At 34.9% G+C, this 16,891-nt stretch carries 14 protein-coding genes; 4 read left to right on the top strand and 10 right to left on the bottom strand.

Annotated features, from left to right (window positions below; all coding sequences use genetic code 11):
• Positions 1–73 precede the first annotated feature (73 nt).
• From AVL50_RS30865 to AVL50_RS30855, 3 genes are all read right to left on the bottom strand, one after another.
• Positions 74–1,108 carry a bestrophin family protein gene (locus tag AVL50_RS30865; RefSeq protein WP_062621632.1) on the bottom strand — a complete coding sequence of 345 codons (1,035 nt, stop codon included), beginning with the start codon at positions 1,106–1,108 and terminating at the stop codon, positions 74–76.
• Positions 1,105–1,611: a hypothetical protein gene (locus AVL50_RS30860; RefSeq protein WP_062621628.1), complete on the bottom strand. Its 507-nt coding sequence runs from the start codon at positions 1,609–1,611 to the stop codon at positions 1,105–1,107. The genes AVL50_RS30865 and AVL50_RS30860 overlap by 4 nt, the downstream gene beginning before the upstream one ends.
• Before the next feature lie 198 nt (positions 1,612–1,809).
• Positions 1,810–2,244, bottom strand: coding sequence for a helix-turn-helix domain-containing protein (locus AVL50_RS30855; protein ID WP_062621626.1), 435 nt, complete (start codon positions 2,242–2,244; stop codon positions 1,810–1,812).
• A 100-nt stretch (positions 2,245–2,344) separates the two neighbouring features.
• Here AVL50_RS30855 and AVL50_RS30850 point away from each other — a divergent pair, with 100 nt between their 5' ends.
• A complete protein-coding gene (locus tag AVL50_RS30850) occupies positions 2,345–2,824 on the top strand; it encodes a nuclear transport factor 2 family protein (RefSeq protein WP_062621624.1) in 480 nt (159 codons plus the stop codon).
• 30 nt (positions 2,825–2,854) lie between these two features.
• Entirely contained in the window at positions 2,855–3,391 is a 537-nt protein-coding gene (locus tag AVL50_RS30845; RefSeq protein ID WP_062621623.1) for a hypothetical protein, read from the top strand.
• A gap of 78 nt (positions 3,392–3,469) precedes the next feature.
• On the opposite strand, the gene AVL50_RS30840 is transcribed toward AVL50_RS30845, so the two are convergent.
• A complete protein-coding gene (locus AVL50_RS30840) occupies positions 3,470–4,162 on the bottom strand; it encodes an HAD family hydrolase (RefSeq protein WP_062621622.1) in 693 nt (230 codons plus the stop codon).
• A gap of 6 nt (positions 4,163–4,168) precedes the next feature.
• On the opposite strand from AVL50_RS30840, the gene AVL50_RS30835 reads away from it, so the two are divergent.
• On the top strand, positions 4,169–4,810 hold the full coding sequence (locus AVL50_RS30835; protein ID WP_253764340.1) for a Crp/Fnr family transcriptional regulator: 642 nt from the start codon (positions 4,169–4,171) through the stop codon (positions 4,808–4,810).
• Between the two features lie 74 nt (positions 4,811–4,884).
• Here the strand turns inward: AVL50_RS30835 and AVL50_RS30830 are convergent, their stop codons facing one another.
• The 5 genes from AVL50_RS30830 to AVL50_RS30810 all read right to left on the bottom strand — a co-directional run bounded on the left by AVL50_RS30830 (position 4,885) and on the right by AVL50_RS30810 (position 11,020).
• Positions 4,885–5,721, bottom strand: a complete 837-nt coding sequence (locus tag AVL50_RS30830) for an alpha/beta fold hydrolase (protein WP_062621621.1) — start codon at positions 5,719–5,721, stop codon at positions 4,885–4,887.
• A gap of 299 nt (positions 5,722–6,020) precedes the next feature.
• Positions 6,021–6,734, bottom strand: coding sequence for a hypothetical protein (locus AVL50_RS30825; protein ID WP_062621620.1), 714 nt, complete (start codon positions 6,732–6,734; stop codon positions 6,021–6,023).
• A 226-nt stretch (positions 6,735–6,960) separates the two neighbouring features.
• Positions 6,961–7,401, bottom strand: coding sequence for a hypothetical protein (locus AVL50_RS30820; protein ID WP_062621619.1), 441 nt, complete (start codon positions 7,399–7,401; stop codon positions 6,961–6,963).
• Positions 7,402–7,457: 56 nt separating this feature from the next.
• The gene (locus AVL50_RS30815; protein ID WP_216639113.1) at positions 7,458–8,960 is read right to left on the bottom strand and encodes an aminotransferase class V-fold PLP-dependent enzyme; all 1,503 of its coding nucleotides are present in this window, start codon (positions 8,958–8,960) and stop codon (positions 7,458–7,460) included.
• Positions 8,961–9,478: 518 nt separating this feature from the next.
• Entirely contained in the window at positions 9,479–11,020 is a 1,542-nt protein-coding gene (locus AVL50_RS30810; protein WP_062621616.1) for a sulfatase, read from the bottom strand.
• 468 nt (positions 11,021–11,488) lie between these two features.
• On the opposite strand from AVL50_RS30810, the gene AVL50_RS30805 reads away from it, so the two are divergent.
• The gene (locus tag AVL50_RS30805; RefSeq protein WP_062621615.1) at positions 11,489–15,526 is read left to right on the top strand and encodes a hybrid sensor histidine kinase/response regulator transcription factor; all 4,038 of its coding nucleotides are present in this window, start codon (positions 11,489–11,491) and stop codon (positions 15,524–15,526) included.
• Positions 15,527–15,880: 354 nt separating this feature from the next.
• Here the strand turns inward: AVL50_RS30805 and AVL50_RS30800 are convergent, their stop codons facing one another.
• Positions 15,881–16,879, bottom strand: coding sequence for a hypothetical protein (locus tag AVL50_RS30800; protein WP_062621614.1), 999 nt, complete (start codon positions 16,877–16,879; stop codon positions 15,881–15,883).
• Positions 16,880–16,891: the final 12 nt, after the last annotated feature.

The raw sequence follows: 16,891 nt of genomic DNA, 5'->3' as shown, positions 1-16,891 counted from the left end.
TGCGTTGTACTCACAAAAAATAAATTAGAATTAACTATGATTTATTTTTGACTTAGTACTTAGATTATTTTGTCTACATCAAAATATCATTTTTAGGTTGAATAGGTGCTGGTAAATCTGTTTCTCCAAGCATTTGAAGAAGGTCTATTTCAATAGTTCTACAAAGGGAGAGCATTGGAATGTCATTCGCCATCCTTTGAAAAGGATTCTCAGAATAATCACCGATAACTTCCATCATAACATACACCCAACCAATCAATGCTGAAATTGGAATAGAAAGCCAGAAACCCCAGCTTCCCAATTTTAATAACTCCGGGATCATACTAAAAGGGAGCAGGCAAATCAGAATGGTTACAAAATACCGGCTCATATTGGCGTATTGACGAGGTAATGGAAACTTTTTAATTCTCTCATTTTTTCCCTGTAAAGTATAGAAACTCGACAGTATTTTCATCATTTCCATATGTCTGAAATCTTCTATTAAATCTGCGGCTCTCAATTGTGTGAGTTCTCGAGACTGCTCATTGATTATTTGAGTTGCCGTATTGACATAATTGATTAATCTTTCATACTCTTCCAGCGGTAAAAAGTTTTTTAATTCAGATTTTGTTACCTCATCATCTACTAACCCAACTCCAAAATTCTTTTGAAAATATTTGGCCGTATTACCTATATGTCCTTTTTGACTAGAATGTTCCCATGGTGCCGCTACTAAAAGCTGACTTCTATGTGCGTAAAGCCATCCAATATGACGATAAATCAAGCGCTTTTTAATGGTCTTAATTTTCTCCGGTTCCACTTTTTCATTGGTAAATTGATTGGTGATAAATCCATCAACCATCATACCCCAAGTTCTACTGTCGTTGATGATTCCTCCCCAGATTTTTCTTGCTTCCCACATTCGGTTATAGGCTTGATTATTTTTAAAACCGACATAGAAAGCTACCGCTGTTCCAATCACAGAGATAGGTAGCCATGGAATGCTTATTTCTATTAAGTCAAAATGATAAAGGCAAGCCACCGAAGCCATAAAAATCAAAAGCCATAGCATATGTAAACCTGACCATTGAATTAATCTTCTAAATCCGATATTTTTTGAAGTGATCATAGATTGTTATTTAAGGAGAAATTACTAAGCGTTTCGTAATAGGGCTTCAATCTGTAGTGCAAGGTTGTATCAACCATTAATGCAATAAAGAAAAGTGCTACAAATCCAAGAGATACACCTTTCAGATAATCTGTTTTGAAAATAAAAAACGAGAGCAGTGAAACTACCATCAAAATGGCCCATATAGGTTTGAGTTTTGAATAAGCATCATGATCTTTTTGAGCTTTTTCAAACTCTTGTTCTATGGCCTTTGCAGGGCTTTCTTTATAGACAGCTTCAACATTGGTGAAGTGCGTATTCCTTGTAAACGTAAGGTACCCGCCGTATCCCAGCAAGAGCGTCAAAGCAAGTGAGAGCGGAATCAACATTCCTTTGAGTAATTCATGATGGCTTCTCAAAATCAATAAAGCAGCAATAAGTAGTAGTATACCTATACATAGCATTACTTTGCCCTGGTAGATATCACCTTTGGTCCAAATTGTTGTGTATTCTAGTAATTTCATAGGAGAACTTTTGGGTTTAGCCGAGATGCATGGTCCGGTCTTATTAAATTATGAAAAAATCTCCACGACTCAAATTATTGAATACTACATTATCCTGAATGAAAGTAGTTAATGTGTGGACATTGCATTCAACATCCACACATTAAAAACATGATTACTGATTTTTTTATAAAAATTTTCAAAAAAAATCAACTTTACTTATGCCTCCCGATTAGCACTGAACTTATTTGTTCCAACACTTTCTGTAATTGCTTTAATCACTCCTTCTTTGTCCTTTTTAACGAGCTCAATAAATTCAGGACTCACATTTAAGCCATCCTTGTGTTTTGCCGACCAAAGAATTAATTCTAATAAAAGCGGAATTAAGTCTATCCCCTTCTCTGTCAGCGTGTAAACTTTAAATTTCCTTTGTTTTTCATAAGGACGAGATTCTACTATTCCCAAACTTTCTAGCCGTTTCAAACGATCCGTAAGGATGTTTGTCGCGATTCCTTCCTTCGAATTCAGGATCTCTTTAAAGAACTTTTTTCCTTCAAAAACTAGGTCTCTAATCACTAATAATGTCCACTTATCTCCAAGGTATTCCAAGGCATAATTAATAGGACATTCTGATCTTAATTCATCTTTTTTCATTTTATAGCTTGTAAAATGCAAGTTAATGCTTTATGTTTGTAAAAGATTGCAAAATGCAAGTTAAAGATTATTTATTTAAAAACCTTTTAATAAAGTAAAAATGGAAACGCAAAAAATTGATTTACAGCAGTATCAAAAGTCAACATGGACAGCACAAGAAGTAGAGAATGCTACTATAGTAGTTGACTTTGTACAACACTTAATGAATGATCATGACTTTGATTACATCAGAAAAACATATGGAAACCATCCTTACAAACAGCACAATCAGAGTATGGTGGATGGTCTAACAGGCGTATTGGAGGTAGTTTCTGATTTTGCGAAAACATATCCTGACTACATGTACGATGTGAAGCATATCTATGTCGATGGAGAACACGTTACGGTTCACTCTCATGCTACTAATGATGTTAAACACCGAGGTAATCCACAAAAGGGATTGAATATTATAGATGTATGGAAAGTGGAAAATGGTAAAATCACTGAACATTGGGATGCAGTACAGCCTATTCACGGTCAAATGAGATTCTATTTCTGGATGGTTGGCGGAAAATTCAAAAACGAAAATACCTATTTCTAGACATTCTTTTACCTTCAAATATTAATCATCATGACAAAATTAGGAGAAGCAACAGCACAAGCTATTATTAATGCGAACATTGACAGTATCAATATTTCAGAATGGCTCTTTAATATTACTGCTGAAGAATATGCAGCCTGTTCATCTGGACATCAAAGTGCAGCTCAAGGACAATTACCTTCAGGTAAAAGAGTGTCCATGAATGTAGAAAATGTAGCAGGGTATTTTATGGTACAACACTACATAGAAACAATTTCTGAAAAAGACAGAGTGTTAACGGTCTCACCCAATACTACACTTTGGCTGGATGATGTCAATTATGTAATACTGCAAATCACTTGGGAGTTGAAACTTGATAAAATAGATGATAACACCTGTTTACTCACATGTAAAGTGATTTCGGAAACTGAAAATGAACAATTTATTCAAGCCACTCATGAGCTAACAAAAGACATTGATCCTCAGGAAACACCATTCCAGCTTCATATCAATGAGGAAACTCCTCTCTTCGCAAAAGACATTGAAACGAAAGCTTTGGCAGGAGTTTTTACGATGGAAGAGGTATGAGAGAGAAAAGAGTGAGAAAAGAAGTGTATGAGGTGATTTCTATTCAGTAAAATAGAAATCACCTCTGCAACACTCTTACTATTTTAATAGAGTAATAATCTCTTTAATTGAATTTAAATGCATAAAATTCTGATGTGACAAATCACTTTCATGCTGTTCATGGGCCCAAGTAGTATGAAATGGAATATGTCCAGCAAAACCACCGATCTCCAGTACAGGAATAATATCAGATTTTACAGAATTGCCCAACATCAAGAAATTCTCTGGCGGACAGTCAAGATGCTGTAATAGTTTTTGATAATCAATCTCTTTTTTTTCACTCATTATTTCAATATGATGAAAGTAATGCTCTAGGCCAGAATGCTTCAACTTTCGTTCTTGGTCTAGTAAATCACCTTTGGTGGCCACAATCAATTTATAATCATCTTTCAACAGCTCCAAGGTTTCTTTCACTCCATCAAGAAGAACAATAGGTTGATTTAAAAGATCTTGTCCAATTTCAATTATTTTATTTATGATATGCAGAGGAAGGGCTTGCTCAGAGATACGATTGGCCGTTTCAATCATGCATAGCATAAAACCTTTCACTCCATATCCATAAAGCGATAGATTTTTCATTTCTGTTTTAAAGAGCTCTTGAGATAATTTCTCTTTTGGCATCAGCTCTTTCAGTAATTCACAGAATTGATTTTCAGCTTCTTGAAAATAAGGTTCATTGATCCACAATGTATCATCTGCATCAAATGCTATTGTTGTTATGTTATTTTTCATTTCTTTATGCTTATCTTTTTTGATGGAACAAAATTCAGCAAAAGAGAAAAGACAGTAAAGGACATTTGTCCCAACAGAGATATGTTAAGGAAAAATCAATCATTTTTAGAATACATTGAGCAATTGTATGCCCAACAAGAACGTAAGGATAAAATCATTGTCAAAACCTATAAGCCTGGGCAAAAGCTCCTTTTCCAAGATGAGAAGCTTACCAAAGTGATCATTATTAAAACCGGAATCACAAAATGTTATTTCACTGAGGAAAATGATAAAGACTATATATTTGAGTTTTTGGGCGAGGGAGAAATTGTTGGTGAAGTTGAATTTATAAGAAAAGTTCCTTGTCTATGCAGTATTGAGGTCATCACAGAAGTTACTGCCTATGCCATAGCCTTGGATTATTTTACAGACCTGATCAAAACAGATCTTAGGCTGAATAATATTTTATTGGATGTTTTTGCACAAAGAATTATCAATACTTCCAGCCGGGCTTCTTTTCAACAACTTTATTCAATTGAGCACAGTTTAGGTAAACTTCTAGCGTTACAGGAGCAACAGGAAATTGCTATATCAAAGGAAAATATGGCTTCTTATCTAGGGATTACCATAAGAAGCCTTAATAGAACCTTGAAAAAGTTATATGATTGATAAATACTTTACAGTAAAGTGATTGATCGTAGACCATTCATTGATAATACCATGAAGCACTAACAATCAACCCTTTAGTGCTTAATCTCTTTCAAAAATTGAGGCCAAATCGTATCTCTAAACTTTTCTTTAAATACTCCAAAATGCCCAATGGAAGAGGTATTCAAGTCTTCCAGTGTAAGTCTCACTTCTTTTTTAGGAGCTTGAGAATATTGCCTTGTCATCCATTGAACAGCTTCCTTTGGAGCAAAAAAGTCATCTTCAATACTGTAAGCTGTGATAGCTGATTTTATTTTTTCATAATAAAAGGCTTGAATAGATGGATCACTCAAAATATAGTTGCTGTGCTTGCCCCAATTTCTCCATTGATTGGCGACCTTACTTGGAAGGTTTTCCATACCTGTGATTTTCTTGGAATACAAATAACCGAATGTACTTATCAAAACTGGAAATAAAACATACCAATTGAACCACATTTTTACTCTCTCAAACCCCTGCCAAAATTTCCAATAGCCGGATTGAGAAGCTACAAGCAATATTTTATCTATTTTGGGGGCTGACTTTGCAAGTCCAATTAACTGTCCACCAATACTATGCCCTAGCAAGACTTTTCGAGCAGTAGGAAAATGCTGTATGCCGTATTGAATAACACTTTCTAAGTCATTCCGCCCCCAATCCGATGCATTGTTGCGTACTTGTTGAATCGGTTGTTTCAAAGATCGTCCAATACCATTGTAATCGAACGTGATGACTGATACTCCCTGCTCACACATGAACTGAGCAAATTTCTGATAGTACTCTTGTTTTACCCCTGTGGCCGATGCGATAATCAATAAAACATCGCGTTCATTTGCCTCAAATAAGGTTGCTGATAATTGTTTTGAATTGGCTGTTATTTCAATTTCTCTCATTACTAATAGACTCCTACAAGCAACCTACATCGATATTAAACCAATGCTAATAGCCTGTTTGGGAGATTATTTAATTGTTATTTATTGGTTAATTTGGGATTCTACCTCTTTATTATTACCTGAAGGATAGAACCACGTTAATACAATATATGCAATGTTATACGTAATTACCTTGGCTTAAAGAAATAAATGAATAAAAATTCACAATTAATATCTCACCTCTCTCTTAGATAAAAGAAAAAAAATACCTCACCATGGTAATGGTGAGGTAGAATATAGTAGCACTTTTCTGTTTTCGATTAAAGTGTTGTTAAGTCAATTACTTCAAAGTTTCTAGCATCAAAATAATCATCTAAACCATAATCCGTATTGATGACTATACCACCTAGCAAAGTTACTTTATCCACATGAAATTCATCTTTGCAAGCTTTCAAATACTCATGCACTTTTTTATCTATAATCTCATAAGTCGCTTCAGTGATTGCTTTTGATTTATTTTCAGCAGCCATTATTTGTTCTCTGTAAGGAAGTAAGCTTTCCTCCAGTTTCATTTGTTGGTAATCATCATCACTCATAGTTGGTGCATAAGATTCATTTTCCAAACGACTTAAAGCCAGCATCAATGCTCCACAAGAATTTCCTGTCTCCTCCATTCTTGGTCTGTACATTTTACCCAATTCACCTTCCAATGTGATACCAATATGTGGGCCATAGAAAATAAAAGCGCTTCCATCATCAGGAATATGATGTGCAAAAGCCGTCATACCTGTTTTACCTACAAACGGAATACCTCCGAGTCCGCCCATTACAAATGGTCCAAAAAGTACGTTAAAAAAAGTAGTAGAAGGTACGTTGATATCGTCAGAGCAAACAGAAGTGGCCATCAGTACTTTTGAGACATCAAGCTGATGATCAATCTGCATTTTTCCTAAATAGTGAATTGAAGTATCCTTCGCATCTTTTGCATTTGGAAACTCTGCCTTAACGATTTTATCAAATTTTCTTTGAAGCATTTTTTTATTTGTTATTTATGAGATATTAAAAGTATTGTATTAGCTAAGTAAATATAAGCTATTTTTTAGTTTATGCGACACTATCGCACTAAATAAATTTTATTAAAAAAACACTACTAGCTCTTTATTTTACCATAAAACATAAACAACAGCTAAAGGGATTTGTTTCAAGAAAAAATGAATGAATTGCTCTTTGTTACTTTAACAATATCATATAAAAGTATCATCATCTTAACCCTGATTTAGAATTCATGATTAACCTTTCTAAACTGTCTAAATTTTTCCAGTTAGAGGATGATAATTTAAACTTTCTTGTTTCATAACTTCGGTCAGGTTTGTAGCATCTTAATACCAAAGAATAATAGGTTCTTGTGATTGTAATGTTCTCCACCTGACAAATAGTTTTATGAGTTAGAAATAAAATTCTTGTTTTGAATACTATATTTCCATCTTCAATTAAAATCTTGTCCAAATAGAAATATTTTTTCCTTAAGCTGACTATTAAAAATAAAGCCCCACCTATTCCACAGATCACCATGTATTTTATAGCGGAACTAAATACTACATCAAACCCTACTACGGCCATCAAGTTGACCCCTGCCAAAAATGAGCAAAAAATATTTATCGTCTTTATATCATCGTTTGTTTTTCTTATGAAAGTTTCCATCGTTGTTTGTTATTTAATTTATCTGTCATGAAAAAATTTTAGTCAATGACTAAGCATTAAACATAGTTTAGTATATCATCAGAAAAAGTTTGGTTGAAGTACTGATTCACATTCTGTTTTAATGTTGTTTCTGCTTGTTTGTTGATATGACTGACCTTATTTGTAGTGTAGTCTACCAAGTACTCATGTTTCCAATAATGATGATTTTTTGCAAGCTCTCTAATGGCATGCATTATGAAAAGTATTTCGGCGTTGGTTTGTGTAGGGTGAATTGAAAGTCTTATCCAGCCCTGCTTCAAAGAGTAGTCACCCTGATCTATCTTTGTTGTTATTTTTTCAGATTGACTTTCAGATATATTGAGCAGATAATGACCATAAGTACCCGCACATGAACACCCTCCTCTTGTCTGTACACCGTATCTATCGTTAAGTATTTTTACCCCAAGATTATAGTGGAGGTCATCAATGTAAAAAGATACAACTCCCAATCTATTTTTATGTTCTCCTGCAAGTACATGAAGGTTTGAAATATCCTTCAGTGAATCCCATATTATTTCCAAGATTTCTCTTTCACGTTTCAAAATGTTGCTTACCCCCATTTCTTCTTTCAATTGTGTACACATTGCCACTCTTATGGTTTGCAGAAAAGGAGGTGTACCTGCATCTTCTCTTGCCTCAATTTCTTTGACAAACTGATGCTTACCCCATGGATTGGACCATTTTACTATACCACCACCAACATTATCAGGAATGGCATTTTTGTAAAGTTTCTTATTGAATACTAGAATCCCTGTGGTGCCAGGGCCTCCCAAAAACTTATGTGGAGAAAAGAAAATGGCATCAAGGTAGCTTCCCTTCTGATCATCTTCGTGCATATTGATATCTACATAAGGTGCCGAAGTAGCAAAATCTACAAAGCATAAACCATCATACTGATGCATCAATGTTGCTATTTCCATATAAGGAGTAAAAATTCCCGTTACATTGGAACAAGAAGTAATTGATGCAATTTTTACTTTTCGATGTGCATATAATTCTACAAACTTTTTAAAATTTTCAACCGAAACTAACCCTTTCTCATCTGGGGGAACCACCACTACATCTGCAATGGTCTCTTCCCAAGAAGTCTGATTGGAATGGTGCTCCATATGCGTAACAAATACCACCGGTTTTTCTTCTTCTTTCAATACAATTTTATCACTAAAAGACTCATGCACTCTAAATCCTAAAATCCTTTGCAGTTTATTCATCACGCCTGTCATTCCAGCATCAGAAGAAATCAATAGGTCATCTTCAGAAGCCCCAACATGAGCTTTTATAATATCTTTTGCTTTCTGATAGGCATAAGTCATTTTAGAACTTGTATAGTTGGAATCAGTATGTGTATTGGCAACATAAGGAAGAACATCTTGCAATAACCTTGTTTCTATGGGTTGATACATTCGGGCACTCGCTGTCCAATCAGCATAAACAATTCGGATAGCATCATGGTGTGGTGTCTGAATATATTCATTCTGACCAATAATTCCCTCTCGGTATTTTGCAAAAAAATGTTCCATAGTTTTTAAAGTCATGATATGTGAGATAATCTTAGAACGAATGCGTACCAATTAATCAGAGTCATAGTCAAAAGACTTCATTAAGTTAGTGGTTGATATACACATCCGATTCCAACTGTAGCAAAGAGATCTTTATAGATCTAAAAATTGGATGAAAAGTATGATAATTGTGTTATTTCTTATTATCAAAAGTACAATGAGCGAAGGGAACCAAAAACTAATTTCCACAAGTGAAATGTTTTGTCACTTTTTTTGAAGTAAGTAGCATTTTCACCTTCTAATAGCAAACACAATCAACTAATTTCTAACACTTTACGAAAGTATTATTTTTCCTGATCACAGAGTTGTAGTTATGTTTCAATTTTTTGCATTTATGTTTTGAAGAGGTTTCAAGAAGTGACATTTACAAAAAAAAGACCTTTCAATTGCTTGAAAAGTCTTTCTAGAATGCTATAAAGTAGGAATAGCAGTTTTAATATAAAATTGATTTGAGAAAAGGGGTAAAAATTTTATCCCCCCTAATTCATAAACTGATTGTACTCAGGGTTCACCTCTGCATTTTTGAAAACAGCCCTGTCTTTCCATAGTTCATAAGTGGCTTTGAGTTGAAGGGTGTCTTCAGGGGTTTCTCCTTGGTCTTTTGTTTTTCTGATCCACTTATTGAGTTTGGTTCTATGCTTCAAAAGAATATCATTGTAATCTTTATCCAACGCTAAGTTATTCATCTGATGCGGGTCTGCCTCTATATCGTATAGTTCTTCCTTCGGTCTTGCACCAAACCAATGTTCCTCTTGGTAATCGGTCAGCTTTCCATTTTCATGAAGGCGGTGCATATCTTTTACCATAGGCTGTCGGTCGCGGTAGCTGGCTTGCATCATGGATCTTTCTGGAAAATAATTACGGATATAGCGGTATTGGTCTGTTCTAAGCGTTCGAATTCTGTCAATGGTAAAATCACAGCGATCACGAGCACTGACCACGTATTTTCTTGCCTTTTGAGCACTATCCAAGAGGTTTTGTCCGTCAAAATAATCTGGTATCTCTACACCTCCAATAGCTAAGGTGGTAGCAGAAATATCCAATGTTGAAACCAAGTCATTTCTGCGAAGCTTGGCTTTCAAATCGGGATGATTTCCTTTAATGATCAGTGGCACATGCACCCCTCCTTCATAACAGAATTGTTTATGACGCAAAGAAGTGTTACTGCCATGATCAGAGAAAAAGAAAATAATTGTATTTTCCAATTCATCATCATCATCCAATTGTTCTAGGATTTCCTCCACTTCAGCATCTGTACTTCGGATAGCATTGTAATGTTGTACCCAAGCTTTCTTGTGACTTTCAACATCTGGAAAATAAGGAGGCAATGGAACGTCATTTACACCCAATACTTCTCCACTTCTGATATGGTCTGTCCCCCTGGTCTTTCCTCCTTTCAATTCAATCTGTCCAAACCAAGGTTGATCTTTATCCTCTCGAGCATTCCAAGTATCCTCTGTCAGCGACATGTAGTGTCTTGACTTATTTCCCTGCCAGCCGTTCATTCCGGCTTGGTAATTTTCTTCAGTGCCTACGGTGTATAATGCTCTGCGGTCATAGTGGAAATTGTAGTCATCTTTTCCGCTATTAAAAGTAAAATAACCTGCCTCACTCATAAGTTCTGGGACTGTTTTCTGTATGTAATCTGGAAGATAAATTCTCAGTGCTTCAGGCACCACTTCTCCATCTGTAGTTCTACTACTTCTGTGTTGATGTGTTCCTGTGGTGGTTTGCATTTTGCCAGTGATCATAGCTGACCTTGAGGCCGAACAAACCGGTGCTGTTGCATACACCCGCTCAAAGAGAACTCCTTCTTCTGCTAGCTGATCCAAGGCAGGAGTGTGATTTTTATTGATAGAATCTCCATAGCATCCAAGGTAAGGAGAAAGATCTTCTACAAAGATCCAAAGTATGTTTGGTTGTTTAATTTTGACGGTATCAGTAGTCTTCTGATGGGTAACGTCACATCCACATAAAAGGAGTAGTAATATTCCTCCCAATAGTTGTTGCTTCAGCTTCATTTAATTAATAGTTAATCTGAAAAAATATAAGTTTCAAAGAAAAATGATTCAAGACACTTATTACTCAAAAAAGCAACCAAAAACAAACATAATCTAATCTGTTTCACTATTTTATGGTTTAAATGACAGAAAAAGGGCTAGAATTAAAATAAATTGATCACTACATTCAAAATTATATAAAAATTAACTCCTCTACCGGTTGAACTCACTTACAAAGCAGGTAGTTTAACTCAAGGTTGAATTTATACTTAAAATAACGTCTTTTTTAGAAGTAAAATATTTTTCAAAATCAATTTATAGTACAAATCAATACTTTTTACAAAAATGACCACAAGTAGCTATATAGCGCCATATTTATAGTATTTTTAAATGCTGATTTGTATCCAACTTGGTATTTAAACACAAAATAATCCTATAATCGACAAAAAAATGTTTAACTTTCGTTCATCTACATTTTTTTGGTTTAGTATGAATACTCTTTTAACAAAGTATACACTCTGCTTATTACTTTTCTTTGTTGTCATTCAGAACGCAGTGGCCAATCTTATCCCTGTCAAAGGGTCAGATGTTTTTATGCATTCTGATATCTTATCTGTTGTGCAAGACAAAGAGGGCTTTATGTGGTTTGCTTCTTTTGATGGACTGTATAGGTATGATGGTATTGAAATGAAAGTCTATAAGCATATGGAGGGAGATAGTCTTTCGCTGGCAAGCAATAGAATTATTTCACTGGCTGTAGATCATAAAGACAGAATTTTCATTGGTACTGACGTGAATGGTCTGTGTGTTTTTAATAAAAAGACAGGCAAGTTCAAAACCATAAAGATAAACCCCAATAAACAAGTTACCATTGATGCCGTTTTCTGTGACCCTTCAGGAAATATTTGGGTAGGTTCCGATAGCGGTTTGACAAAAGTGGTAGAAGATGAACAAGGAGAAATACACTTGCTGAATATCATTGATTCCAGTGTTAGAGTCAGACAAATTATTGAGGGTAACAATGGTCAATTATGGGCTTTATCGAGTAAAGGAATTTATGTAATACATCCCAATACATTACGTATTGTTCATCGTCCTTTCCGAATAAATCAAGAGCACATCAAAACTATTTATAAAGATAAAAACAATAGAATTTGGGCAGGAACTTATAAAGGGCTTTATGAGATCAATAAAAAATTCAAACCCATAAAAAAACATGTGGAGGCTACGGTGATATCCGTTTATATGGATAAAGAAAATACGCTTTGGGTCGGGACCAAAAATAAAGGGTTAATTTACTCAAATGACGGAGGGAAGCATTTTAAACCTTACCAATCATATACTTCTATCTACCCCTTTTATAATAATAAAGCCATCACTACTTTTTTTGAAAGTGACGAAGGAATACTTTGGCTAGGCTCACTATCCAATGGAGCTTACACCAATGAGAAAATATTTAGATATCTTGAACAATTCAAAAACCCTTACGAAAACAACCCAAATACCCTCTTTGCTTGTCATACTTTTTATCAAGATAAAGATTCAATATTATGGGTGGGTACCTTAGGGCAAGGGCTTGGGATATTTGACCGGAAAACAAAAAAAGTCATTGACTTCCGTGATAATAATCCTGAATTAAAGCATTTAAAGGTCTCAAAAATTCTTCCTTTACCAGATGGTTCCTTTTACCTTTTCTCTAATCAGTTTACGTACCATGTTACAAAACAAGATCAACAACGTCTGGTCAATGGTAAAAGAATACAACTAAAACTGATCAACCCGATAGCCCCTTATCGTAGGCCCAGTGTTACCTACGCTAGTATAGATGATGATCAACACTTATGGCTTAGCACCAACAAAGGCCTCTATGAATACATTCCTTCAAAGGAGAATTTCTACAAGGGTAATGTCAATGTTTACAGAACTGAAGGCTATTTAGGGCTAACCAATAGCACTACAAAATATGTAGTGACGCATAGAGAGGGACATATCAAATATGTTTGGATAGGTACCAAAGTAGGTTTGAACCTTTTGAAAATCGATGAAAAGAAACAGGAAAAATTCATTGCTAAATTTTATAAAGGCGATGGTGAAAATAGTCTCCCTTCCAACTTTATCGCATCGATGATCAAAGGAGAGGGAAATACGCTTTGGATTGGCTGTTTAGGAGGTGGTTTATTGAAATGTGAGATTAATCCAAAAGACATTTATGCTCCAAAATTCACGAAATACACAGAAAAGGATGGTATTATCACAAACCAATTGGAACAGCTTCAATTAGATAAAAATGGAGAAATTTGGATGAGTGGTTATGGGATTTCCAAATTCAACCCTGCCACACTCAAAGTCAAAACCTATGAATTTAATTCCGCTATCCGTCAGAATTATTATAAAATAAGAAGAAGTTATTATTCTCCCAATGATGAATTATTACTTGGTTCAGACAATGGATTTGTACTCTTCAAACCTTCCAATTATAAGGGCGCAACTACACAATACACTCCTCAATTTACTTCATTAAAGGTGAATGACAAGGAGGTAAAAGTTGGGCAATCTTATGATGGAAAAACGATTCTAACTGCACCCTTGAATGAGTCTCCTTCGATCAATTTGGCACATCATCAAGACAATATTGAGATTTCCTTCACCGCTTTTGGTTTTCATTCACAGAAGAATGAAATCTACAAATACAGAATGTCCGGTGTAGATGCCGACTGGGTGGAATCTAAAAAAGCCAATGCCATCTATAGAAATTTACCTTATGGCGATCATACTTTTGAGCTGTTGACTTATAATGGAAAATGGAGCGAGAAACCTGTCAAACTTGAACTTCATGTCAATGCTCCTTTCTACCTGACTACTTCAGCTTTTGTGACCTATTTACTTTTGTTGCTAGGAAGTATCTTTGCTTATTACCAAAGGAAAAAGGCACAGCTGAAACGTTCTCATGAATTAGAAATTGTTGAACTGAAAGCGAAAGAAACTGAAAATATACAAAAAGCAAAGCTTGACCTCTTCACTTTCATCTGTCATGATATGAAGACGCCACTGACCTTGATTTTGGATCCCATTCAAGATTTAATTTATAAGAAAGAATTTAAACCTGAAGTACAACGTGACTTACAAGTCATTCGAAAAAATGCTGTAAAACTGCAAAAATTGGTAGTAGAATTGATGGATTTCCAGAAGTTTAAGAATAAAGAAATGAGAATTTCTCCCCAAGAAATAGAACTCAATGCGTTTATCCATCAAGTGATTCATCATTTTGAGCTGTTGAGTGAAAAAAGAAATATCAAACTATCCCTCGATTCTATCCAAAAAGAAGTGATAGCCTTTATTGATCCTGTTCAGTTTGAGAAAGTAATTTTCAACTTGGTCAGCAATGCCATGCAGTTTACTCCCGAAAACGGGGAAATCATCATCCAATTAAAGGAGTTGAGCCATTCGATTGTAATTGCGATAAAAGACACAGGCAAAGGTATAAGGCCAGAAGCTCTCAAAAGTGTTTTTGATCCTTATTTCCAACAGAAAACATCAGGTAGAGGGAGTGGAATTGGATTGGCGGTAACGAAGTCGATCGTAGAACAGCATAGTGGTACAATTGCAGTGGATAGCAAGATGAAGGAAGGAAGTACTTTCACAATAGAATTATTGAAAGGAAACGGGCATTTTGATAAAATATATTCCGATCAAGAACAGTCTTATATTGATGAAAACTCTCCAATTGTAGAGGAAATAAATACTGAAATCGATACTCTTGAATTGGAGCAGGAGATGAAAGGTGCCAACCTATTAATTGTTGATGATAATGAAGATATCAGTCAATACCTTCATATTAAGTTTTCATCTCACTATAATGTCATCACAGCCAAAAACGGTGTTGAAGCTTTAGATATTGTAAAGAAGCAAAACATCGATCTGATTATCTCTGATATTACCATGCGAGAGATGGACGGATTAGCCTTTTGTAAAAACATTAAGGAACAACCTCAAACGGCCAATATTCCTATCGTTTTTCTTTCAGCAAAAGATGATGTACAAACACAGTTGAAGACCTTCAATATGGGAGCAGATGCTTTTATTTCTAAACCATTTAGCTTCGATATTCTATCTGCAAGAGTCAAGAACTTATTAACCTCTGCCTCATCATCATCATTTGAAGTGGAACCTTCGGAAATTGAAATGAGTTCTAAAGATGAACAACTTTTAGAGGAAGCCATGCAATATATAGAAGCCAATCTAGAAAACTCAGACCTCAATGTTGAGCATCTATGTAAAGAACTGGGAGTCAGTAGATCACAGTTATATAGAAAAGTAAAAATGATAACTAACATGTCGATCAGTGAGTTCATTAGAACAATTCGACTGAAACGTGCCGCTCAAATTCTACAAGTAGATGGATCTTCCATTTTAGATGTGATGGATAAAGTTGGTTTCAATAACCCTTCCTATTTTACAAGAACCTTCAAAAAGCAATTTGGTGTAAGCCCTAAAGAATATTCTAAACAGTTTTCTGGAAAGGAATAATTTTTAATTGATAATGATTAGGGGAGCTTTGTTTTCATTGTTGCTTTGATAGAAATGAAGAGAATTTTTTGTGAATAAAAACTCCTAATGTAATTCCAACCAAAAATGTGAACAACTCATTAGTGATTGTAGCTACAGGGTGATGATTATTCCAACTTGGAAGCTCATACAAAATATTAAAGATGAAGCCTGGAGTTTCCAAATTATTATGAAATGCACAAATATCTGGAACTATTATCTTGAACAAAATCGATCTCAATATAAAGGCTGATATTGTTGTTATTAGAATAATTGAAAGAAGCTTTAGGGTACGCATTTATTATAGATTTAGACCCAGTAATTAGGAAGGTTGGTTTACAATGTGGTATTCAAACTTTTGATTAACTCTTGCACCTCAATTTTAGAACCGCTATAACTCACAATTTTCACATCCAATGGAGTGTTTCTAAATTTTTTCAAAGCAATAAGTAAAGATTCAACAATCCAATCGGTTTCATTTCCAAAAGCACCACCTCCTACTAATGTCAGAAAAACTTTGTTGGAATAATTTTGATCCAGATTTATTAATGCACTGTGAAGTGTTGCTTCATACGATGCTTCAAGTATCAATCTTGCAAAGCTTTCAAAATAAAAAGAATCAAAACCTGAATAAGCAACAGGAAGTGCAGAACAAAAGGCTTGTGATACTATTTGTTGTTCATTAGAAATAGTTACTTCAGTATTCCATTGAACCCCTATTTTCAATTTTTCTTTTAAAGTTTCCCTCTCCTCTTCATTGAGATTATTAATCAAAAAATTAATCTGATGTAAACCTTCTTGACTGCATAAAGCATAGCCATTGATCATTCTCCAAAGTTGGGATTCATCATTATCAAGCTCCTCACCAATGAGTTCCAAACAATCAATCTGATTATTCAATGTTTGTCCTATTGCAAGGTTAACAGGAGCGAAATAATTTCTGTAGATTGTTCCAGCACCACATGCAATAGCACAAGCAGGCCCTTGTGTATAGTCTTTCTCATAGATTCCTACACCTTTTTCTGGAGATACATGAGGCCCAAGCATTTCCAGCAAATTAAATTGAGAGGCCACTTGAAACAAAGCGTTCCTATTTTCTTCTAGTTGGTGTAATTCCTGAACATTCCCCACTACTTCTTCTACCTGAAGGTCTCCTTTATAAGGATCGTTAATTGATCTTGCTTTTAAATCCTTCAGAGTAGGTACTTCTAGCTTTCCAAACTGATATGTTTTTCCATTCACTCTGGAAATCAATTTATCACCTTCTACTCTTATATTTTTTTTTACATGAGATGGAGAGACTTCTTCAAAACCCATTAATTCCTCAAACCACATTCTCTTTTCCTT

The organism is Flammeovirga sp. SJP92 (assembly GCF_001583495.1).
Classification (GTDB): domain Bacteria; phylum Bacteroidota; class Bacteroidia; order Cytophagales; family Flammeovirgaceae; genus Flammeovirga.
The sequence above is the reverse complement of the archived record's forward strand: the minus strand, read 5'-3'. Positions and strand labels throughout refer to the sequence as shown.